The organism is Jatrophihabitans sp. YIM 134969, from assembly GCF_054456675.1.
Genome location: NZ_JBTJEQ010000036.1, coordinates 29,828 through 51,624 on the forward strand (window position 1 = coordinate 29,828; position 21,797 = coordinate 51,624).

Genomic DNA, 21,797 nt, shown 5'->3' on the forward strand with positions numbered 1-21,797 from the left:
CAGACCGTCGGACCCATGGGGTAGGACAGACGCATGACCGACCCCGCCAGCACCCCGAGCACCCTCGACACCGCGGGACCGGCCCAGGCCGAGGTCGTGGACCTGTTGTCCCAGCTCATCGCGATCAACACCTCGAACCCCACCCACCCCGAACGCCCCGCGGCGGAGTGGGTCGCGGAGAAGCTCGCCGAGGTCGGCGTCGAGTCGCAGATCATCGAGGCCGCGCCCGGCCGGGCGTCGGTCGTCGCGCGCATCGAGGGCGAGGACTCCTCGCGGCCGCCGATGCTCATCCACGGTCACCTCGACGTCGTGCCGGCCGAGGCGTCGGAGTGGTCGGTCGACCCCTTCGGGGGCGAGGTCCGCGACGGCTACGTCTGGGGTCGCGGCGCGGTCGACATGAAGGACATGGACGCGATGACCCTCGCGCTCGTCCGGTCCTGGAAGCGGGCGGGGCGCAAGCCCCCGCGCGACATCGTCCTGGCGTTCGTCTCCGACGAGGAGGCGGGCGGACAGCAGGGGGCGCACTTCCTCGTCGACCACCACGCCGACCTGTTCGCCGACTGCACCGAGGCCATCAGCGAGGTCGGCGGGTTCTCGGTGTCACTGGCAGACCCGGGCGTCGCGCCGGACCTGCGGATCTACGCCATCCAGACCGCCGAGAAGGGCATCGACTGGCTGCGGCTGCGGGCCGAGGCCCGCCCCGGCCACGGGTCGATGGTCCACGCCGACAACGCCGTCACCCGCATCGCCGCCGCCGTGAGTCGCATCGGCGCGCACGAGTGGCCGTTGCAGCTCGACGACTCCGTCCGCCGCTTCCTCGAGCAGGTCAACGAACTGACCGGTCTCGACATCGACCCCGACGCCCCCGACGAGAAGCTGCCGCAGCTGGGCGGCATCGCGCGCATGATCGGCGCGACCCTGCGCAACACGGCGAACCCCACGATGCTGCAGGCGGGGTACAAGGCGAACGTCATCCCGTCGTCGGCCGAGGCGACCGTCGACTGCCGGTTCCTGCCCGGCCGTGAGGACGAACTGCTCGCCACCATCGACGAACTGGCAGGTCCCGGCATCACCCGTGACTGGGTGGCGCGTGACATCGCGGTGCAGACCGACTTCGACGGCCCGCTCGTCGACCACATGGCGGCCTCGCTGCGGGCGGAGGACCCGGGCGCGCACGCCATCCCGTACATGATGAGCGGCGGCACCGACGCGAAGTCCTTCTCCGAGCTGGGGATCCGCAACTTCGGTTTCGTCCCGCTGCGGCTGCCGCCCGATCTCGACTTCACCGCCCTGTTCCACGGGATCGACGAGCGGGTCCCGGTCGACGCGTTGGAGTTCGGCGTGCGCGTCCTCGACCGGTTCCTGGCCGGGATCTGATCGTTGCATCCTGCATCGTTGTCATGACCTCCCTGGCCCTGCTCGTCGAGACCGCAGGTGTCGTCGGGGCGACCACGAAGCGCCTGGCCAAGCGGGCGGCGTTGGCCGACCTGGTGCGGCGGGTCGACCCCGCCGACGTCGCGACGGTGGTGGCGTGGCTGTCGGGTGACCTGCGGCAGCGGCAGATCGGGGTCGGCTGGGCGTCACTGCGGACCGTCCCGCCCGCGGCGGACTCCGCCAGCCTGACCGTCGCGGCCGTCGACGCCACCTTCGACCGGATCAAGGCGACCACCGGCGCGGGCTCGCAGGCGCGGCGGGCCGACGACCTCGCCGCGCTGTTCGCGGCCGCGACACCGCGGGAGCAGGCGTTCCTGCGCGCCCTGCTGGGCGGCGAACTGCGGCAGGGCGCGCTCGCCGGGGTCATGACCGACGCCGTGGCGGCGGCCACCGACCTGCCGCTCGCCGACGTCCGGCGCGCGGTCATGCTCCGGGGTGATCTGCCGGCCGTCGCCGCGGCGGCGGTCTCCGACGGCGCCGCGGGGCTCGCCGGGTTCCGGCTCGAGGTCGGCCGCCCGATCGCGCCCATGCTCGCCCAGCCGGCCACCGAGTGCGCCGACGCCCTGGAACGCCTCGGCCCGGCCGCGGTGGAGTGGAAACTCGACGGCGCCCGCATCCAGGTCCACCGCGACGGTGACGACGTCGCGGTGTTCACCCGGTCGCTCGACGAGATCACCGGGCGCGTGCCGGGGGTCGTCGCCGCCGCGCGGGCGTTGCCGGCGCGCTCGCTCGTGCTCGACGGCGAGTCGCTCATGCTGCGCTCCGACGGTTCGCCCGCGGCCTTCCAGGACACCGCCTCGCGGTTCGGGCGCCGAGGGGCGGGCGGCGGCCGAGACGTCGCCGCAGTCGACGGTGTCGAGGCGCCCGGCGGGTTGCAGCCGTTCTGGTTCGACCTCGTTCACCTCGACGGCACCGACCTGCTCGACGCCCCCCTGCGGGAACGGGTCGCCGCGCTCGACGCGCTCGCGCCGGAGTCCCAGCGGGTGCAGCGGGTCGTGACCGACGACCCGGCCGTGGCGCAGGCGTTCTACGACGACACCGTCGCCGCCCGGCACGAGGGGATCGTGGCCAAGGGCCTCGACTCACCCTACGAGGCCGGCCGCCGCGGCGGGGCCTGGCTGAAGGTCAAGCCGGTCCACACCCTCGACCTGGTCGTGCTCGGCGTGGAGTGGGGGAGCGGCCGTCGTCGTGGGTGGCTCTCGAACCTGCACCTCGGCGCCCGCGCGGACAACGGCGAGGGTTTCGTCATGCTCGGCAAGACGTTCAAGGGTCTGACCGACGCGACGTTGCAGTGGCAGACCGAGCGCTTCCTCGCCCTGGCCACGGGACCCACCGACCAGTACGTCGTGCAGGTCCGCCCCGAACAGGTCGTGGAGATCGCGTTCGACGGCGTCCAGCGCTCGACCCGGTACCCCGGCGGCGTGGCGCTGCGCTTCGCGCGCGTGCTGCGCTACCGCGACGACAAGACCCCGGCCGAGGCCGACACCCTGGCCACCGTGCGCGCCTTCGGCGCGGCCGCCGCGGATCCGGGCGGCGGCTGACGTACGAACCTGCCCACATGGGTGAGCCCGCTCCGGAGACGGTCAGCTTCCACAGCCACGGCGTGCGGTGCGAGGCGTGGTGGCTGCCGGCCGTCGGCGACGGCCTCCGCGTCGATGCACAGGGCAACGATCGGGGCGCCCCGTGCGTCGTCATGGCTCACGGGTTCGCCGCCAGCCGCGACACCGGACTGTTGCCGTTCGCCCGACGCTTCGCCGCGGCCGGGATGCACGTCCTGGTCTTCGACTACCGCGGCTTCGGCACGTCCGAGGGTGAGCCGCGGCAGGACGTCGACCACCGCAAGCACCGGCAGGACTACCACGCGGCGCTGGCCTTCGTGCGTGGCCGCAGCGGCGTCGACCCCGACCGGGTGGCGATCTGGGGGAGCTCGTACAGCGGCGGGCACGTCGTGGTCGTCGCGAAGCAGGACCCGCGGGTCGCGGCGGTGGTCTCGCAGGGCGCGGCCATGGACGGTCTGAAGGCGCTGTTCGGCAACTCGACCTCGGAGGGGTCGGGCAAGGCGCTGCGCATGGTCGGCCACGTGGCGCGCGACGTGCTGGCCGCCGTGACCCGCCGGCCCCCGCACGGGGTCGCCGTGGTCGGCGAACCCGGAAGCGACGCCGTGATCACCGGCGAGGACGCCGAGTCCGGCTACCTCACCCTCGCCGGGCCGACGTTCCGCAACGAGATGTGCGCGCGGGGGTTGCTGCGGGTCGGGTTCAACCGGCCGGTGCTCGCCGGGAAGGACGTCCGGGTGCCCGCCCTGGTCGTCATCGCCGAACGTGACAACGTCGCCCCGCCGTCGGCCGTGCACGAAGCCGCCCGCCGCATGCCCCACGCGGAGACGCTCGCCTTCGACTGCAACCACTTCGACATCTACGTCGGTGACGTGTTCGAACAGTCCGTCGCCCGCCAGGTCGAGTTCCTGTCCGGCGCCCTCGCCCCCTGACCCCCAGGCCCGGTGACGCCGAGTGGTCACCTCCTCCGGTAAGTGGGCGGAAAGATCCGACCACTCACCGGGAAAGGTGACCACTCGCCAGATCAGGCAGCGGTGACCGGCTACTCGTTGTCGGAGCGGTAGCCGAGGTTCGGCGAGAGCCAGCGTTCGGCCTCCTCGACCGTCCAGCCCTTGCGCTTGGCGTAGTCCTCGACCTGGTCGCGGCCGATGTGGCCGAGCACGAAGTACTGGCTCTGCGGGTGGCTGAAGTACCAGCCGCTCACCGACGCCCCGGGCCACATGGCCATGCTCTCGGTCAGCTCGATGCCGACGTTGCGCTTGACGTCGAGCAGCTCCCAGAGGGTCTGCTTCTCGGTGTGCTCGGGGCAGGCGGGGTAGCCCGGGGCGGGCCGGATGCCCACGTAGCGTTCGCGGATCAACGACTCGGGGTCGAGCGCCTCGTCGGGCTGGTAGCCCCAGAACTCGGTGCGGACCCGCTCGTGCAACCGCTCGGCGAACGCCTCGGCGAGGCGGTCGGCCAACGACTCCAACAGGATCGCGTTGTAGTCGTCGAGCGCCGCCTTGAACTCGGCGACCTTCTCGCTGCTGCCCAGGCCCGCGGTGACGGCGAACGCCCCGACGTAGTCGCGCAGCCCGCTGCTCTTGGGGGCGACGAAGTCGGCCAGCGACCGGTGGGGCACACCGGGCCGGTGCTCGGTCTGCTGCCGCAGCTGGTGCAGCACCGCGAGCGGTTCACGCCGCGCTTCGTCGGCGTAGACCTCGATGTCGTCGGCACCGTCGAGCGTGCTCGCCGGGAACAGCCCGAAGACCCCCGAGGCCCGCAGCCACTTCTCCGCGACGATCTGGTCGAGCATGACCTGGGCGTCGTCCCACAGCTTGCGCGCCGCCTCGCCCGACGCGGGGTTGTTGAGGATGTCGGGGTACTTGCCCTTCATCTCCCACGCGTTGAAGAACGGCTGCCAGTCGATGTAACGGCGCAGCTCCGCCAGCGAGTAGTCGTGGAACGTCTTGACGTACTGCACGCCGCTGGTCGGCGGCACGTAGTCGTCGGTGTGGGCGTCGCGCAGCTGCTTGGAGATCAGCTTCGGCCGCGGCGGGCGGTAGCCGGTCCAGTCGATCGGGGTGGAGTCGGCGCGCGCGGCCTCGACCGGCAGCAGCTTCTTGGCCTCGCTGCGGGCGGCGTACCGCTCCCGCAACGAGTCGTAGTCGGTGCGGACGTCGGCGAGCAGCGCGGGCCGCTGCTCCGGCGACAGCAACGCCGCCACGACCGGCACCGACCGCGAGGCGTCCTTCACCCAGATGACCGGGCCGTGGTACTTCTGGTCGACCTTGACGGCGGTGTGGGCGCGCGAGGTGGTGGCGCCGCCGATCATCAGCGGGATGTCGAGACCGTGCCGCTCCATCTCGGCCGCGAAGTTCACCATCTCGTCCAACGACGGCGTGATGAGCCCGGACAGGCCGATGACGTCGGCGTGGTGTTCCTTGGCGGCGTCGAGGATCTTCTGCGCCGGGACCATGACGCCGAGGTCGACGACGTCGTAGTTGTTGCACTGCAGCACGACGCCGACGATGTTCTTGCCGATGTCGTGGACGTCGCCCTTGACCGTCGCCATGATCACGGTGCCGTTGGACCGGCCGGCGTCCTCGGGAGACTTCTCGGCCTCGATGTAGGGGATCAGGTAGGCGACGGCCTTCTTCATGACGCGGGCCGACTTCACCACCTGCGGCAGGAACATCTTGCCGGCGCCGAACAGGTCGCCCACGACGTTCATCCCGGCCATCAGCGGGCCCTCGATGACCTCGATGGGGCGGCCGCCGCGGTCGGCGATGAGCGCGCGCAGTTCCTCGGTGTCGGTCTCGGCGTACGCGTCGATGCCCTTGACCAGCGCGTGGGTGATGCGCTCGTCGACCGGCAGTTCACGCCACGCTTCGTCGACGGTCTCGGTCTTCGAGCCGGTCCCGGCGAAGCGCTGGGCCATGTCGAGCAACCGCTCGGTGGAGTCCGGGCGGCGGTTGAGGATGACGTCCTCGATGGCCTCGCGCAGTTCGGGGTCGACCTGGTCGTAGACCACGAGCGCGCCGGCGTTGACGATGCCCATGTCCATGCCGGCGGCGATGGCGTGGAACAGGAACACGGCGTGGATCGCCTCGCGCACGGCGTTGTTGCCGCGGAACGAGAACGACACGTTCGACACGCCACCGGATACGAGCGCACCCGGGAGGTTCTGCTTGATCCAGCGGGTGCCCTCGATGAAGTCGACGCCGTAGGTGGCGTGCTCCTCGATGCCCGTGGCGACGGCGAAGATGTTGGGGTCGAAGATGATGTCCTCGGCGGGGAAACCCAGTTCCTCCACGAGGATCCCGTACGCCCGCGCGCAGATCTGCTTGCGGCGCTCGAGGTTGTCGGCCTGACCCTGCTCGTCGAACGCCATGACCACGACGGCCGCACCGTACTTGCGGCACAGGGTCGCCTCGCGCCGGAACTTCTCCTCGCCCTCCTTGAGCGAGATGGAGTTCACGATCGGCTTGCCCTGCACGCACCGCAGGCCGGCCTCGATGACCTCGAACTTCGAGGAGTCGATCATCAGCGGGACCTTGCTGATGTCGGGCTCGCTCGCGATGAGCTTGACGAAGCGGTCCATCGCGGCGACGCCGTCGATCATCCCCTCGTCCATGTTGATGTCGATGACCTGCGCGCCGTTCTCGACCTGCTGACGCGCGACGCTCAGCGCGGTGTCGTAGTCGCCGTCGCGGATGAGATTGCGGAACCGGGCCGAGCCGGTGATGTTCGTGCGCTCACCGACGTTGACGAACAACGAGTCCGACGTGATGGTCACCGGCTCCAGGCCGGACAACCGCGTGGCGACCTCGACGGTGGTGGGCACCCGGGGAGTGAGACCCCGCACCCGCTCGCTCATCGCGCGGATGTGGTCGGGGGTCGTGCCGCAGCAGCCGCCGAGCAGGTTGAGCAGTCCGCTCTCGGCGAACTCCTTGACGATGTCGGCGGTCTGCTCGGGCGCTTCGTCGTACTCGCCGAACGCGTTGGGCAGGCCGGCGTTGGGGTAGCAGGACACGAAGGTGTCGGCCACGCGGCTGATCTCGGCCAGGTAGGGCCGCATCTCGTCGGCGCCGAGCGCGCAGTTCAGCCCGACCAGCAACGGCTTCGCGTGCCGCACCGAGTTCCAGAACGCCTCGGTGACCTGACCGGACAGGGTGCGGCCGGAGGCGTCGGTGATGGTGCCGGAGATGACGATCGGCCACCGCCGGCCGTGCTCCTCGAACAGCGTCTCGAGCGCGAAGATCGCGGCCTTGGCGTTCAGGGTGTCGAAGATGGTCTCGATGAGCAGGACGTCGGCACCGCCGTCGACCAGCCCCCGGGCCTGCTCGAGGTAGGCGTCGACCAGCTCGTCGTAGGTGACGTTGCGGGCGCCGGGGTCGTTGACGTCGGGGGAGATCGACGCCGTCCGGTTGGTGGGGCCGAGGGCGCCCGCCACGAACCGCGGTCGCGACGGGTCCGCGGCGGTGACCTCGTCACAGGCCGCCCGGGCCAGCTGGGCCGAGCGCAGGTTCAGCTCGTAGGCAAGCTCCTCCATGCCGTAGTCGGCCATGGAGATCTTCTGGGCGTTGAACGTGTTGGTCTCGACCAGGTCGGCGCCGGCCTTGAGGTAGGCCTTGTGGATACCGGTGATGGCGTCCGGCTGGGTCAGCGACAGCAGGTCGTTGTTGCCCTTGAGGTCGCGGTGCCAGTCCGCGAAACGTTCGCCGCGGTACTCGTCCTCGCTGAACTCGTGACGCTGGATCATCGTGCCCATCGCGCCGTCGAGCACCAGGATGCGTTCGCGCAGCAGCGCGGTCAGGGCCTCGGTGGCGTCAGGGCGGAACGGGTGATCGGCAGGCACACCACATTCTCTCACCCGAGGCACACAGATGCCCGTCAACGCGGGCCGGTCAGGCCGGGGTGGCGTCGACCACCCGCTGCTCGAAGCGCTCGGTCGCGCCCAACCCGACCAGTTCGTTGAGGTCGTCGAGGGTCGCCATCCGGTCGGCCCACCCGCGGGAGTCGCCCTTCGCGCGGAGCTCGGTGAAGAACTCGCCGACCACCCGGCTCGCGAGGCGCAGCGCCGAGGTCGGGTAGAGCACCACGGCGAACCCGAGTTCGTGGAAGTCCGCGGCCGACAGGTGCGGGGTGAGCCCGGACTCGCTCATGTTCGCCACGAGCGGCAGGTCCGGCAACGCCGCAGAGATCGCCTCGAGGTCGGCCAGGCTCGACGGGGCGTCGACGAACAGCAGGTCGGCCCCGGCGTCGGCGTAACGCTTCATCCGCTCGAGGGTCTCGGTCATCCCCAGCGGGGCGAGGGCGTCACTGCGGGCGATGACGAGGGTGTCGGGGCTCCGACGCGCGTCGACCGCGGCCCGGATCTTGCGGGCGTGCTCGACCGCCGGGACGACGGTCTTGCCGGTGAGGTGACCGCACCGCTTGGGCCAGGTCTGGTCCTCGAGCTGGATCGCCGCCGCGCCGGCGCGTTCGAGGCGCAGGACGGTGCGTCGCACCCCGGCGACGTCGCCGTAGCCGGTGTCGGCGTCGCAGATCACCGGCAGCGGCACGGCCTCGGTCACCCGGGCGAGGCTGTCGGCCATCTCGGCCAGCGCGACCAGGCCGACGTCCGGGACCCCGTGCACCCACGCCGCCACGGCGTACCCGCTCTGGTAGAGCGCCTCGAACCCGGCCTCGCGGGCGAGGTGGGCCTCGAGCGGGGTGCCGACGCCGGGCACCACCAGCGGCCGGTCGTGGTGGGCCGCGAGCAGTGCGCCCAGGGAGGTGCCGGAGAGGGCGGGTGACGGACTGACCTCGGCGAACTCGCTCGCCCCTGCATGCATGCGTACATCCTGACCTGTGACTCGAATGCATGCAAGAACGCAGATCCAACTGTCGGAAGGCCTTGTGGACCGGAAGTACCGCCCTTAGATTGCACCCACTTCGGTTCGTCGGTTCGAGGAATGGATGCAAAACGTGGCGGCGGTGGATCTTGCGGTGAGCGCTCTGCGCGACCGCATCCTGTCCGGGCAGGCGCCCGGCGGGAGCCGTCTGGGCGAGGTCGAACTGGCCCGCGAACTCGGCATGAGCCGCACCCCCGTCCGGCAGGCCCTGCTCCGCCTCGCCGCCGAGGGTCTGGTCGAGGTCGCGCCGAACCGCGGCGCGCGGGTCATCGTGCGCTCGGAGCGCGAACTGGAGTACGTGTTCGAGCTGCGGGCCCGGCTCGAGGGGCTCGCGGCGCGCCGATCGGCCACCCGGGCCACCCCGGAGCACCTCGACCTGCTGGACAAGCTCGCGGCGGAGATCGCGGTGGCCGCGGAGCGCCGCGACATGGACCAGGTCACCCGGCTCAACGGCCAGTTCCACGGCCTGCTCATCGAGATCGCGGACAGCGCGACCCTGGCGGCCGCCGTCGGCGGGCTGCTGCACGCCTCGGTGCTCGCCCGCACCCAGAGTTCGTTCGACGAGGCCGCGCACCGCCGCAGCAGCAACCACCACATCGAGATCGTCGCCGCGCTCCGCGCGAACGACCCCGACTGGGCCGAGAGCGTCATGCGCAGCCACCTGCTCTCTGCCCGCGCGTCGCTGCTCGGGCCCCGCCGACGCCCCGACGAACCCGACCACGACGAGGACACCCCGTGAGCCGACGACCGCACGCACCGAGGACGCACCACCGATCGAAGGGGAAGCGCTGATGACGTACCGGGTGGGAGTCGACGTCGGGGGCACGTTCACCGACGTCCTGCTCGTCGACACGGTGTCGGGTGACACGTGGCGGGCCAAGACCGCCTCGACGCCGGAGGACCAGTCGGTCGGGGTGCTGCGCGGCATCGCCCGTGCCTGCGAGGCCGCGGGGATCGATGCCGCCGGCATCGGTGAGGTGCTGCACGGCACGACCGTGGCCACCAACGCGATCCTCGAGGGCAAGGGCGCGAAGGTCGGCCTGGTCACCACCCAGGGCTTCCGTCAGGTCCTGCAGATCGCGCGCTCGTACGTCCCGGGCGGGCTCGCCGGCTGGATCATCTGGCCCAAGCCCGAGCCGCTCGCGGCACTGGAGAACACCGTCGAGGCGGTCGAGCGGGTCGACACCCACGGCGAGATCGTCATCCCGCTCGACGAGGAGCAGGTGCGCCGGGCGCTGCAGGGTCTCGCCGACCGCGGCATCGAGGCGCTCTGCGTCAGCCTCATCAACTCCTTCGCCAACCCCGAGCACGAGTCCCGGATCGCGAAGATCGCCGAGCAGGAGCTCCCGGGCGTCCCGGTCTCGTTGTCGTCCGCGGTGCTGCCGGAACTGCGGGAGTACGAGCGGACCATCACGACGGTCGCGAACGGGTACGTGCAGCCGCAGGTGCGCCGCTACGTCTCGTCGCTGGCCAACCAGCTGCGCGACAACGGGATCGCGGGCGACCTGTCGATCCTGCGCAGCGACGGCGGGCTCGCCACCGCCGAGGTGGCAGCCGAGAACCCGGTGTCGATGCTGCTGTCCGGCCCCGCGGGCGGGGTCACCGGCGCCGCGTGGGCGGCCGAGCAGGCGGGCTTCCGTGACTTCCTCACCTTCGACATGGGCGGCACGTCGACCGACGTCTGCCTGGTCCAGGACCTCAAGCCGCGCATCGGCCGCGAGACGAGCGTCGGTGACCTCAAGGTGCGGGCCACCTCGGTCGACGTCCGCACGGTGGGCGCGGGCGGTGGCTCGATCGCCCACGTGCCGCAACTGACCCAGGCCCTGCGCGTCGGGCCCCAGAGCGCCGGCGCGGTGCCCGGGCCCGCGGCGTACGGCAAGGGCGGCACCGAACCGACCGTCACCGACGCCAACGTCGTGCTCGGCTACCTGCCCTCCGACCTCGCGGGCGGGGAGATCACCCTCGACGTCGAGGCCGCCCGCACCGCGGTGCAGGCCATCGCCGACGCCACCGAACTCGCCGACGTCCACGCGGCCGCGGCCGGGATCATCGACATCGTCAACGAGAACATGTTCGGCGCGCTGCGGCTGGTCTCGGTGCAGCAGGGCTTCGACCCGCGGGCGTTCGCGCTCGTCGCGTTCGGCGGCGCCGGGCCGCTGCACGCGAACGCCCTGGGCAAGCTCATCGGCTCGTGGCCGGTGATCATCCCGCCGTCGCCGGGGGTGCTCAACGCCTACGGCGACGCCATGACCGGCCTGCGCGACGAGGCGTCGCGCACGGTCATCCAGGGCCTCGACGGGTTCACCGACGCCGCCCTGCGCGAGGTCCTCGACACGCTCTCGGCCACGGTGCGCGAGACCCTCGAACGTCAGGGCGTCGCCGCGGCCGACCAGCAGCTGACCTTCCAGGTCGACATGCGCTACCACGGCCAGGGGTTCGAGATCCCGGTCGACCTGGACGCCGACCGGCTGCAGCCCGAGGGCCGCGCCGGGCTCGACGCGCTGGCGGCCGACTTCGACGCCGAGCACGAACGGCTGTTCTCGTTCCTGCTCGACAACGACCACGAGATCGTCAACGTGCGCGTCACGGCCAGCGGCCCACGGCCGACGATCGCCGCGCCCACCCTCCCGGAGGGCGACGGCGACCCGTCCGGTGCGGTGCGCTCCACGACGTCGGTGTGGGTGGACGGCGCCCACCGTGACGCGAACGTCTACGACCGGGTGGCCCTGCGGGCAGGCGACGTCGTCGTCGGCCCGGCGGTGGTCGCCGACATGGACGCCACCACCGTCGTCCTGCCCGACCACGCGGCCGTCGTGCACCCCAGCGGCAGCCTCCTGATCCGCCCGACCGAGGACTGAGGACACCCGCCATGGCCGAGATCATCGAGACCAACCACACCCCGCTGCAGGCGGTCGACGTCGACGTCGTCACCCTCGACCTCATCGAGAACGGGCTGCGCAACGCCCGCTACGAGATGGACGAAGTGCTGTTCCGCACGGCGTTGTCGCCCGGCATCCGCGAGCAGCACGACGAGTTCCCGCTCATCGCCGACCGTGAGGGCCGCATGGTCGTCGGCCAGTTCGGGCTGTCGGTGCCGGCGCTGCTCGGACGGTTCCAGGACACCGTCGAGGAGGGCGACGTCCTGCTGACGTCGGACCCGTACGCCTGCGACGCCGCGATCAGCCACGCCAACGACTGGCTGGTCGTGACACCGATCTTCCACGACGGCCGGCTGGTCGGCTGGGCCGCGATGTTCGGCCACATGTCCGACGTTGGCGGCAAGACCCCGAGCTCCATGCCGACCGACGCGCGGACGATCTTCGAGGAAGGCGTGGTCATCCCGCCGTTCAAGCTGTACCGCAAGGGGGTCCTCAACGAGGACCCGCTGCGGATCGTGCTGAACCAGGTCCGCCAGCCGGACTGGAACCGCGCCGACCTCAACGGCCTGGTCGCCGCGTGCCGCACCGCCGGTCGCCGGGTCCAGGAGATGTGCGAACGCTTCGGCCCCGACACCTACGCGGCCGCCCTCGACGACCTGCTCGAGCGCAACCACCGGGCCATGAAAGCCCTGCTGACCATGGTGTTCCGCGACGGCGAGACCATCTCGTTCAGCGACTACATCTGCGACGACGGCGTCGGCTACGGGCCGTACCAGCTGACGCTGAGCCTGACCCGACAGGGCGACCGGGTGACGCTCGACTTCACCGGCAGCTCCCCGCAGGCCGCAGGCCCGATCAACTACTACATCAACGAGAACCTCGTGCGGATGTTCTTCGGGATCTACATGATCACCGTGGCCGACCCGCAGATCCTCTGGAACGACGGCTTCTACCCCCTCATCGACGTCGTCATCCCCGACGGCTCGTTCTGGAAGCCCGAGTACCCGGCGGCGTTGAACGCCCGCAACCACGGCATCGGCCGGGTGTTCGACCTGTTCGGCGGCCTGCTCGGTCAGACCAACCCGGCGCTGCTCAACGCCGCCGGCTTCTCGTCGTCACCGCACTTCATGTACTCCGGCAACTACAGCGAGGGCGAGCGCAAGGGGGAGTGGTTCCAGCTCTACTCGATCGGCTTCGGCGGCATCCCCGGCCGCCCGATCGGCGACGGCCCCGACGGCCACTCGCTGTGGCCGAGCTTCGTCAACATCCCCTGCGAGTACCTCGAGAGCTACTACCCGCTGCGCATCGAGAAGTGGGAGACGGTCGCCGACACCGGCGGCGCCGGCCTGCACCGCGGCGGCAACGGCGTCGACGTCGCGTACCGCTTCCTGGAGTCCGGCACCATCGCGATCCACGACGACCGCTGGTTGACCTACCCGTGGGGTGTCAACGGCGGAACCCCCGGTGCGCGCGGCACGAAGTGGGTCGACCGGGCCGACGGTTCGCGGGAGGTGCTGCCCAGCAAGGTCCACGACGTCGCGGTCGGACCCGGCGACGTCCTGCACTTCGTCACCTGGGGCGGCGGCGGGTGGGGCGACCCGCTCGAGCGTGACCCGGCCCTGGTGGCGTTGGAGGTCGAGCGCGGGCTGGTCACGGCCGAGGGCGCGCGCCGCTACGGCGTGGTGGTCACCGGCGCCGGTCTCGACGACGCCGCCACGGCCGATCTGCGCGCGCAACTGCGGGCCGGACGGCCGGACGAACTGCCGGTCTTCGACATGGGCCCGCCGCTGGAGGAGATCCTCGCCAACGCCCTGGCCGAGACCGGGCTGCCCGCGCCGCTCGCCCCGGTGGCGCGGTGACCGGCGGACCGGGCGACCCCGCGGACGAACCCACCGCGGACTCCGACCTCGTCGCGGACTACGGCAGCGCCGGGTTCGGCAACCGGCTGCCGCTCGGTTCGCGCCCCGCGCTGGTGGTCATCGACATGGTGCGGGCGTACTTCGAACCCGGCGCGGAGCTCCACCTGGGCGACGACTCCTGCCTGAAGGCCGCGGCCGACCTGCTCGACGCGGCCCGGCAGGCCGGGATCCCCGTCGTGCACACGAAGGTCTCGTTCAGCGGGGGCGGCGCGGACGGCGGGGTGTTCTTCCGCAAGGTCGGCGCGCTCAAGCACTTCGTCGGCGACGGCCCGCTCGGGCAGATCATGCCCGAGGTCGCGCCGCGCGAGGACGAGGTCGTCGTGGTCAAGCAGTACGCCAGCGCCTTCTTCGGCACCTCGCTGGTCGCCACGCTGACCGCGGCGCACGTCGACACGCTGATCGTGGCGGGTGTCTCGACCAGCGGGTGCGTGCGCGCCACCGCGGTCGACGCGATCCAGCACGGGTTCGTGCCGGTCGTGGTGCGCGAGGCCGTCGGCGACCGTGACGCCCGGCCTCACGAGGCCAACCTGTTCGACCTGCAGGCCAAGTACGCCGAGGTGCTGCCGGCCGCCGACGTGCACGACTACCTCGCGACACTCGGGGAGCAGCGATGACGACGACCCTGCGCGAGGACGGCCGGGACGACCGGGACGAGACCGCCGTGGCCCGCCCACGCCGGTCACCCGCCGCGGCCACCGGTCTGCTGGTCGAGCGCTACGGCGTGGTGGTGGCCTGGCTCGCGGTGATCGTCTTCTTCTGCATCGTCCGCCCCGACACCTTCGCCTCCACCTCGACCATCAAGCTCATCGCGGGCACCCAGACGGTCATCCTGGTCGCGGCGCTCGGGTTGATGCTCACGCTCGCGGTCGGCGAACTCGACCTGTCGATCGGCAGCGTGGTCGGGTTCGGCGGGGTGCTGGTGACGGTGCTCAACGGCGTGAACAAGGTGCCGAGCGTGCCGTCGATCCTCATCACCGTCGTGGTCTGCATGGTGTTCGGCGCGGTCAACGCGTTCCTCGTCGTGTACGTCGGCGTCGCCTCGATCATCGTCACGCTGGGCAGCGGCACGTTGCTCGCCGGCCTGACCCTCGCGGTGTCGAACTCCGCAGTGGTCACGGGGTTGTCGTCGTCCGTGATCACGTTCATGACCGACCCGAAGCTGTTCGGCATCCCCACGCCGTTCTACCTCGCCGTGGTGCTGACGATCGTGCTGTGGTTCGTGCTGCAGCACACGCCGCTCGGACGCCGCATGGTGTTCACCGCCGAGAACCGCGAGGTCGCCCGCCTGGCGGGTGTGCGGGTCAACGCCCTGCGAGCCGGGGCGCTGATCGCCACCGCCGGTCTCGGCGGTGTCGCCGGCATCGTGCTCGCGGGCACCAACGGCGCCGCGAACCCGCAGTCCGGTGCGTCGTACCTGCTGCCGGCGTTCGCCGCCGTGTTCCTCGGTTCCACCACGGTCATCCCCGGGCGCTTCAACGCCGTCGGGACCTTCGTGGCCGTGTACTTCCTGGTCACCGGCATCACCGGCCTGCAGTACATGGGCTACGCCGGCTGGCCGGAGCAGGTCTTCTACGGCGCGTCGCTCGTCGCGGCCGTCACCCTCAGCCACCTGGTCGCCCGCCGCCGACTGTCGAAGGCGATCTGACCGTCCGTCCGCACCGCACTGCACTGCGCTGTCCCGCCCACCACCGGAGGAACCATGACCACCACCACGACGTCCCGCGGTCGGCTGCGGCCGATCTCCCTCGGCGCCGCCCGGCGCGCCCTGGCCCTCACCGTCGTCGGCATCGCCACCGCGGCGTTGACCGCCTGCGCCGGCAGCAGTGACGGCGGCGCCGCCGCCGACACCTCCTTCGGACCGACGGCGGCCTCGGCGGCCGACGGCGTGGCCGAGGCCAAGAAGATCGTGGAGCAGTACAGCGCCCCGCCGACCTGGCAGGGGCCGGACGCCACGGTCGACGTGTCGGGCCTGCAGGGCAAGAAGGTCGTCTACATCAGTGTCTCCAACGGCATCCCGGTGCTGAAGTACTGGTCGGAGACGGTGAAGCAGTTGGTGAAGAGCGTCGCGGGCATCGACCTGACGATCGTCGACGCCAAGGGTTCGGTCGACGAGGCCAACAAGGGTTTCCAGCAGGCCATCGCCGAGAAGGCCGACGCCGTCGTGCTGGTCGCGTTCTCCACCAGCCTGTTCGCGGGGCAGATCTCGCAGGCCAAGGCCGCGGGCATCAAGGTCATCACGGCGCAGAGCGGCGTGCCCGGCAAGGTCGACGGCGGCCAGGCCGCCGAGGTGAGCTTCGACTACGTCAAGGTCGGTCAGCTCATCGGTGACTGGGTCGTGGCCGACTCCGACGGCAAGGCCAAGGCGCTCATCGTCACCTCCGACGACGTCCCGGCCTCGCAGCCGCAGGCCCAGGCCACGAAGTCCGAGATCGAGCGACTGTGCCCGGACTGCGACGTGAAGATCCAGGACGTGCAGATCGCGCAGTGGGAGACCTCGATCCCCACGCTGTTCCGCACGACCATCGCCTCGGACCCCACGCGCACCTACATCCTCCCGCTCTACGACGGTCAGGCCCTGCCGGGCCTCGGCGCCATCCGCACCGCGGGCGCGGGCGACAAGGTGTCGGTCGGGGCGTTCAACGCGACGCCGGGCATCGTCGAGCAGCTGAAGGATCCGGCGAGTGGTCTCAAGCTCGACGTCGGTGGCCAGAACGAGTGGTGGGCCTACGCCTGCAGCGACACCATCATGCGGGTCCTCGCCGGCAGCGACCCGATCGAGAACTACAACGTGGGCCTGCGGATCTTCGACACCCAGAACGCGGACCTCATCAGCGGCAGCGACGAGTTCACCTGGTACGGCGACGCCGCCGACTACAAGGCCGAGTTCACCAAGCTCTGGACGAAGTAGGAGCGTCACCGGTGAGCGAGCAGACGGTGGGGGAGACGGCGACGCCCGGGACGCGGGCGTCGCTGACGGTGCAGCACGCGGCGAAGACCTTCAGTGCGGCCAAGGTGCTCGACGACGTGTCCTTCACCCTCGGTGCGGGCCAGGTCTGCGCGCTCATCGGTCAGAACGGGTCGGGCAAGTCGACGCTGATCAAGATCCTCTCGGGGTTCTACGAGCCCGATCCGGGTCTCACCGTCAGCGTCGGCGACCACGACGTCACCTCCGACCTGCGCGGCGGCCCGGCCCGCACCGGCCTGGCGTTCATCCACCAGGACCTCGCGCTGGTGCCGTCGATGACCATCCTCGAGAACCTGCGGATCACCCGCTTCACCACCGGGTTCGCCCGCAGGATCCGGTGGCGCGAGGAACGGGCGACGGTGCGGGCCGCGTTGGAACGGGTCGGGCTCGACGTCTCACCGGACCGGCGTCTGGGCGACCTGTCGGTCACCGAGCGCGCCCTGGTCGCGATCGCCCGCGGCCTCGCCGACGTCGACGCGGGTGATCCCGACGGCCAGCACGTGCTGGTCCTCGACGAGCCGACCGCGTACCTGCCGCGCAGCGGCGTCCTGCGGCTGTTCGAGACCGTCCGCGCGCTGGCCGCGGACGGGGTGAGCGTGCTGTTCGTCTCCCACCGCCTCGACGAGGTGCTGGACAACTGCGACCGCGCGCTGGTCTTGCGGGGTGGCCGGTTGGTGGCCGACGTGCCGGTGGCGGGGCAGACCAGCCGATCGTTGGTCGAGCTCATGATCGGCCAGCACCTCGACCGGCTCTACCCCGACCGCGAGCCCGCCGGGACCGACGTCGCGCTCAAGGTCACCGGCCTCTCGGCCCGCTACCTCGACGACGTCGCGTTCACCGCGGCACGCGGCGAGATCGTCGGGTTCGTGGGGCTGCCCGGCGGCGGGTACGACGAGATCCCCTACGCCCTCGCCGGGGCGGTGGGGTGCACCGCCGGGCAGGTCACGGTGAACGGGACCACCGTGTCCGCCGCGGGGTTGACGCCGGGGCGGGCGCTGAAGCACGGGGTGGCCGCGTTGCCGGGCGACCGCAAGGGCCTCGGTGGTGCGATCACGCTGTCGACGTCGGAGAACATGACGCTGCCGACCCTCGGCGCGTTCACCGGCGCCGGCGTGCTCCGCGGCCGGGCCGAACGCTCCGAGGTGGCGGAGCAGTTGCGCCGCTACGACGTCCGCCCGCAGCGCGGCGACCTCGCGCTCGCGCTGCTGTCCGGCGGCAACCAGCAGAAGGTGCTGCTGGCCAAGTGGATCATGGCCGGCCCGCAGGTCCTGGCGTTGCACGAACCCACCCAGGGCGTCGACGTCGGCGCCAAACGTGAGGTGTTCGCACACCTCGCCGCCCTCGCCGCGAACGGGACGACCCTGCTGGTCAGCAGCGTCGAGTACGAGGACCTCGCCCACCTGTGCCACCGGGTGCACGTGCTGCGCGACGGCCGCATCCTGCGCACGCTCACCGGCGACCAGCTCACCGCGCACGACGTCGCTGCCGCGGTCTACGAGTGAACGGGCGCACGCTCGCCCGCAAGGTGTGGGACGAGCACGTCGTCCGCGCGGGCGGTGGCACCGAACCGGACCTGCTCTACATCGACCTGCACCTGGTGCACGAGGTGTCGAGTCCGCAGGCGTTCGAGGGGTTGCGCGCCGCGGGGCGACCGGTGCGCCGCCCGGAGCTCACCCTCGCCACCGAGGACCACAACGTCCCGACCGACACGCTGGTGCTGACCGAGCCCGCGAGCCGCGCCGCGGTCGAGGCCCTGCGGCGCAACTGCGCGGAGTTCGGTGTGCGGCTGGACGGGATGGGTCAGCCCGGGCAGGGGATCGTGCACGTCATCGCGCCCGAGCGCGGGCTCACCCAACCCGGTATGACGATCGTCTGCGGTGACAGCCACACCAGCACCCACGGCGCGTTCGGCGCGTTGGCGTTCGGCATCGGCACCAGCGAGGTCGAGCACGTCCTCGCGACCCAGACCCTGCCGCAGTACGTGACCCGGCAGATGGCGGTGACGGTCGACGGCGTGCTCGCGCCGGGTGTCACCGCCAAGGACGTCGTGCTGGCGTTGATCGCGAAGGTCGGGACCTCCGGCGGTCGCGGGCACGTCGTCGAGTACCGCGGTGAGGCCGTGCGGGCGATGAGCATGGAAGCCCGCATGACGCTGTGCAACATGTCGATCGAGTTCGGGGCGCGCGCCGGGCTGGTCGCACCCGACGACGTCACGTTCGACCACCTGCGCGGGCGGCCCGACGCACCGTCGGCGGACCAGTGGGACGCGGCCGAGGCGTACTGGCGCTCGCTGGCGACCGACGACGACGCGGTGTTCGACACCGAGGTCGTACTGGACGCCGCGGACGTCGCGCCGTGGGTCACGTGGGGGACCAACCCGGCCCAGGGCGTGCCGCTCGACGGCACGGTGCCCTCACCCGACACCTTCGACGACCCCGTGCTGCGCGACGCCGCCCACCGCGCCCTGGACTACATGCAGTTGACGCCCGGGACCCGGATGCGGGACGTCGGTGTCGACGCCGTGTTCGTCGGCTCCTGCACCAACGGCCGGATCGAGGACCTGCGGGCGGTGGCCGACGTCCTCCGGGGCCGGCGCGTCGCCGCCGGCACCCGGATGCTGGTCGTGCCCGGCTCCACCGCCGTCAAGACGGCGGCCGAGGCCGAGGGCCTGGACGAGGTCGTGCGGGCGGCGGGGGCGCAGTGGCGTTCGGCCGGCTGCTCGATGTGCCTGGGGATGAACCCGGACTCCCTCGCGCCGGGCGAGCGCAGCGCGTCGACGTCGAACCGGAACTTCGAGGGCCGTCAGGGCCCCGGGGCCCGCACCCACCTGGTCTCGCCCGCGGTGGCGGCGGCGTCGGCCGTGGCCGGACGGTTGGCCGCACCCGCCGACCTCGAGGTGCCGGAGGCTGAGCCTCGGCGAGTCAGACGGTGAGACCGGGCAGGGGCACGGCGTCGAGCTGGTTCGGCCGGCGCCGACGACGCAGCAGGACCTGCCGCCGCCCGTCGGTCCAGCGCAGGGTGCGGGCGAGTTCCCAGCCGCCGTACTCGGCGTGCAGGGCGAGGCGGACGGCCGCGTTGACCCCGCTCACATCCGCGGGGATGCGCAGCGGGGCGTACTCCCACGCGTCGTCGGGCTCCGGGAGGTCCTCATCGTTCGCGGCCATCACCACCATTGTGCTCCGGTGCCGGTCCCGCCGTCACGCGTCGTCGCCCGGCGCGTCCCGCCACGACCGGCTCGAGCCGACGCCCGTCCGGTGCGGCGAAACCGCGGACGGGCGGTGTCGCCGGTGGCGCCAGGACCGACCGGAGCTCCTCCTCCAGCCGCGCCACGTGGGCCTTGCGCTCGTGCAGCACCGTCTTGCTGTCGGTGAAGAACGTGATCTCCAGGCAGCGCTCCAGGACCTCCCACGCCCGCCGTCGGCGGGCGTGGAACCGCGCCCGCTCCGGCCCGGACGACGCGGCGACGAACGCGGCGTCGGCGGACCCGGTCGCGAGGAACCGCGCTGCGGTCTCCTGGATGCGGACCAGCTGGTCGACCCGTTCCTGCCGGGCGTACCGGCCGGCGATCGTGAGCAACCGGGAGTCCTGCCGGTTCGACACGTCCGCGAGGTCACCGATGAGCGGGGAGGGGAAGCTCGGGTACTCGACGGCCAGACGAGACGAGCGACCCACCGTCCGGACGAACTGCAACAGCTCGCGGCGGGCCCGCCAGTCACGTTGTTCCTGACACGCGTCGCGCACCTGCTGCCAGGCGCGGTGGTCCCGGTCGAGGCACGCCAGGACGTGCTCGTCGTCCCGGGCCAGGGCGGGGTCGTCGTCACAGGCGCAGCGGGCGAGCTCGCGGGCGAGGGCCCGCAGCATCCCCGTGACGTAGGCCGACAACTGCAGGACGTGGACGTTCTTCGGCACGGGCACAGCCGGAGACGCGGACGCGAGGTTCCGCGCGCGGAACAGGGCGTAGGCGTCGCTCGCGCGAAACCCCACCAGATCCGGGTCGGCGAACGTCACCCAGGTGCGCTGCCCGGCCGTGAAGTGGCTGTCGCTGCTGTCGGCGGCCCGCTCCAGCGCCCGGACGGCCTGACGGGAGAAGCGCGCGAGCTCAGCTCCGATGCGGGGGTCCGCGAAGCGCCAGTCGTTCTGGACCGCGAGCTTGTGGCCCGTGCGCTGTCCCGCCCAGTTGTTGAGCGGTAGCAGGGGGATCGACGACACGCACGCCGCGTTGTAGAGGTCCTGCCAGTCCAACACCGCGAACGGGTTGCGACCGAGCGCGCGCTGCACCTGCTGGTTGACCACCCCGGCGTCGGGCGGCCAACGACGCGGGCTCGAGCCGTCAGCGGGCGGAGACGGGTCGCCGGCAGCCTCGGCCGCGATCAGCCACTCGACCCGCGCGAGCCGCAGCGTCGCCGCCACCCGGCCGACCCGCAGGGACCGCTGCGTGAGGGCGTTGCCACGTCGACGCCGGCCCGTGAACCAGCGATGGTCGCGCCGCAGCTGCTCGACCTCGACGAGAGAGGCCCGCTGGAAGGCTCGTTGCGCCTCCAACACCTGGGTCACCCCCAGCTGCGGCGCAGGTCGGGGCCGGACCTCACCCAGGACACCGAGGGCAGCGTCGCGCAGCTCGCCCCAGTCCTTCGCCGGGCACAGCTTCATCGCCGCCAGCAGCGACTTGGTCGCGCCGTGCAGGACGAGGGCCGACGCCGGGCGGGGGTCCTGCTCGAACTCGGCGGCGACCCTGACCCTTGCTGCGAAGCCGTCGTGCTCCGTCGCGCAGCGGTGCCCGCGGTCGGCCAGACGCAGCGCGCGCCGTGCCACGCCCCGCAGGGAGGCCTCGACGTGGGCGAGCCGGCGCCGCTCCGCGTCCGAATCCGGCAACACCGGTGTCACCGGCTCCAGGGCAGCCGCCGCGCCCGGGTAGTGGGCGAGGCGGGACGCCAGTCGCACCCGCAGTCGCTCCCGCTCCGCGTCGCGGCGTGAGGCCACCTCGTCCTCGGTGACCTGGATCCACTGCGCGACGACGACCTCGGAGAAGCCCAACACCATCGCGTACCGGTACCGGCCGATCAGGAGCGCGTTGTGGCGGTCGGCACTGCGCGTGGGCCACGCCGCCGGCCGCACGCCGCGGGCGGCCCGGCGGCCACGCCAGCCGTCGCCCACGAGCCGACTCG

Annotated in this window: 15 protein-coding genes; 11 read left to right on the plus strand and 4 right to left on the minus strand. The window is 71.8% G+C overall.

Translation table 11 applies throughout. The features are described from left to right. Positions 1-33: 33 nt before the first annotated feature. The 3 genes from ACXR2U_RS17360 to ACXR2U_RS17370 are packed head-to-tail and all read left to right on the plus strand — an operon-like array spanning position 34 to position 3,922. Complete coding sequence (locus tag ACXR2U_RS17360; protein WP_458826321.1) at positions 34-1,377, plus strand: M20/M25/M40 family metallo-hydrolase; 1,344 nt, start codon at positions 34-36, stop codon at positions 1,375-1,377. A gap of 23 nt (positions 1,378-1,400) precedes the next feature. Continuing rightward, on the plus strand, positions 1,401-2,975 hold the full coding sequence (locus ACXR2U_RS17365) for an ATP-dependent DNA ligase (RefSeq protein WP_458826322.1): 1,575 nt from the start codon (positions 1,401-1,403) through the stop codon (positions 2,973-2,975). A 17-nt stretch (positions 2,976-2,992) separates the two neighbouring features. Continuing rightward, complete coding sequence (locus ACXR2U_RS17370; RefSeq protein ID WP_458826323.1) at positions 2,993-3,922, plus strand: alpha/beta hydrolase; 930 nt, start codon at positions 2,993-2,995, stop codon at positions 3,920-3,922. A gap of 110 nt (positions 3,923-4,032) precedes the next feature. Here ACXR2U_RS17370 and metH read toward each other — a convergent pair whose 3' ends face one another. Further along, positions 4,033-7,830, minus strand: coding sequence for a methionine synthase (gene metH / locus ACXR2U_RS17375; RefSeq protein WP_458826324.1), 3,798 nt, complete (start codon positions 7,828-7,830; stop codon positions 4,033-4,035). Positions 7,831-7,879: 49 nt separating this feature from the next. After that, the gene (locus ACXR2U_RS17380) at positions 7,880-8,809 is read right to left on the minus strand and encodes an isocitrate lyase/PEP mutase family protein (protein ID WP_458826325.1); all 930 of its coding nucleotides are present in this window, start codon (positions 8,807-8,809) and stop codon (positions 7,880-7,882) included. Between the two features lie 154 nt (positions 8,810-8,963). Here ACXR2U_RS17380 and ACXR2U_RS17385 point away from each other — a divergent pair, with 154 nt between their 5' ends. Genes ACXR2U_RS17385 through leuC form a run of 8 tightly spaced genes read left to right on the plus strand, consistent with a single transcriptional unit; the run spans position 8,964 to position 19,564 of the window. After that, positions 8,964-9,608: a GntR family transcriptional regulator gene (locus tag ACXR2U_RS17385; protein ID WP_458826326.1), complete on the plus strand. Its 645-nt coding sequence runs from the start codon at positions 8,964-8,966 to the stop codon at positions 9,606-9,608. A 52-nt stretch (positions 9,609-9,660) separates the two neighbouring features. Next, positions 9,661-11,727 carry a hydantoinase/oxoprolinase family protein gene (locus ACXR2U_RS17390; RefSeq protein ID WP_458826327.1) on the plus strand — a complete coding sequence of 689 codons (2,067 nt, stop codon included), beginning with the start codon at positions 9,661-9,663 and terminating at the stop codon, positions 11,725-11,727. 11 nt (positions 11,728-11,738) lie between these two features. Continuing rightward, positions 11,739-13,607, plus strand: a complete 1,869-nt coding sequence (locus tag ACXR2U_RS17395) for a hydantoinase B/oxoprolinase family protein (protein WP_458826328.1) — start codon at positions 11,739-11,741, stop codon at positions 13,605-13,607. Beyond that, positions 13,604-14,281 (plus strand): isochorismatase family protein, encoded by a 678-nt coding sequence (locus ACXR2U_RS17400; RefSeq protein WP_458826329.1) that lies wholly within the window; start codon positions 13,604-13,606, stop codon positions 14,279-14,281. The genes ACXR2U_RS17395 and ACXR2U_RS17400 overlap by 4 nt, the downstream gene beginning before the upstream one ends. Continuing rightward, on the plus strand, positions 14,278-15,312 hold the full coding sequence (locus ACXR2U_RS17405) for an ABC transporter permease (protein WP_458826330.1): 1,035 nt from the start codon (positions 14,278-14,280) through the stop codon (positions 15,310-15,312). The genes ACXR2U_RS17400 and ACXR2U_RS17405 overlap by 4 nt, the downstream gene beginning before the upstream one ends. Before the next feature lie 54 nt (positions 15,313-15,366). Further along, positions 15,367-16,575 carry a sugar ABC transporter substrate-binding protein gene (locus tag ACXR2U_RS17410; RefSeq protein WP_458826331.1) on the plus strand — a complete coding sequence of 403 codons (1,209 nt, stop codon included), beginning with the start codon at positions 15,367-15,369 and terminating at the stop codon, positions 16,573-16,575. A gap of 11 nt (positions 16,576-16,586) precedes the next feature. Beyond that, positions 16,587-18,134: a sugar ABC transporter ATP-binding protein gene (locus ACXR2U_RS17415; RefSeq protein ID WP_458826332.1), complete on the plus strand. Its 1,548-nt coding sequence runs from the start codon at positions 16,587-16,589 to the stop codon at positions 18,132-18,134. Further along, positions 18,131-19,564, plus strand: coding sequence for a 3-isopropylmalate dehydratase large subunit (leuC, locus tag ACXR2U_RS17420; protein ID WP_458826333.1), 1,434 nt, complete (start codon positions 18,131-18,133; stop codon positions 19,562-19,564). Before ACXR2U_RS17415 ends, leuC begins: the two co-directional genes overlap by 4 nt. Here the strand turns inward: leuC and ACXR2U_RS17425 are convergent. Beyond that, positions 19,554-19,796: a DUF5703 family protein gene (locus ACXR2U_RS17425; RefSeq protein ID WP_458826334.1), complete on the minus strand. Its 243-nt coding sequence runs from the start codon at positions 19,794-19,796 to the stop codon at positions 19,554-19,556. The two genes, leuC and ACXR2U_RS17425, sit on opposite strands and share 11 nt — an antisense overlap. Beyond that, positions 19,780-21,797, minus strand: a 2,018-nt coding sequence (locus tag ACXR2U_RS17430) for a hypothetical protein (protein WP_458826335.1), incomplete at its 5' end; no start/stop codon positions are given. The genes ACXR2U_RS17425 and ACXR2U_RS17430, both read right to left, overlap by 17 nt.

What these genes read in the sequence shown, in the direction of transcription:
- ACXR2U_RS17360 (WP_458826321.1), top strand. Translation starts at nt 34, where the DNA reads ATGACCGACCCCGCCAGCACCCCGAGCACCCTCGACACCGCGGGACCG.
- ACXR2U_RS17365 (WP_458826322.1), top strand. Translation starts at nt 1,401, where the DNA reads ATGACCTCCCTGGCCCTGCTCGTCGAGACCGCAGGTGTCGTCGGGGCG.
- ACXR2U_RS17370 (WP_458826323.1), top strand. Translation starts at nt 2,993, where the DNA reads ATGGGTGAGCCCGCTCCGGAGACGGTCAGCTTCCACAGCCACGGCGTG.
- ACXR2U_RS17380 (WP_458826325.1), bottom strand. Translation starts at nt 8,809, where the DNA reads ATGCATGCAGGGGCGAGCGAGTTCGCCGAGGTCAGTCCGTCACCCGCC.
- ACXR2U_RS17390 (WP_458826327.1), top strand. Translation starts at nt 9,661, where the DNA reads ATGACGTACCGGGTGGGAGTCGACGTCGGGGGCACGTTCACCGACGTC.
- ACXR2U_RS17395 (WP_458826328.1), top strand. Translation starts at nt 11,739, where the DNA reads ATGGCCGAGATCATCGAGACCAACCACACCCCGCTGCAGGCGGTCGAC.
- ACXR2U_RS17405 (WP_458826330.1), top strand. Translation starts at nt 14,278, where the DNA reads ATGACGACGACCCTGCGCGAGGACGGCCGGGACGACCGGGACGAGACC.
- ACXR2U_RS17410 (WP_458826331.1), top strand. Translation starts at nt 15,367, where the DNA reads ATGACCACCACCACGACGTCCCGCGGTCGGCTGCGGCCGATCTCCCTC.
- ACXR2U_RS17425 (WP_458826334.1), bottom strand. Translation starts at nt 19,796, where the DNA reads ATGGCCGCGAACGATGAGGACCTCCCGGAGCCCGACGACGCGTGGGAG.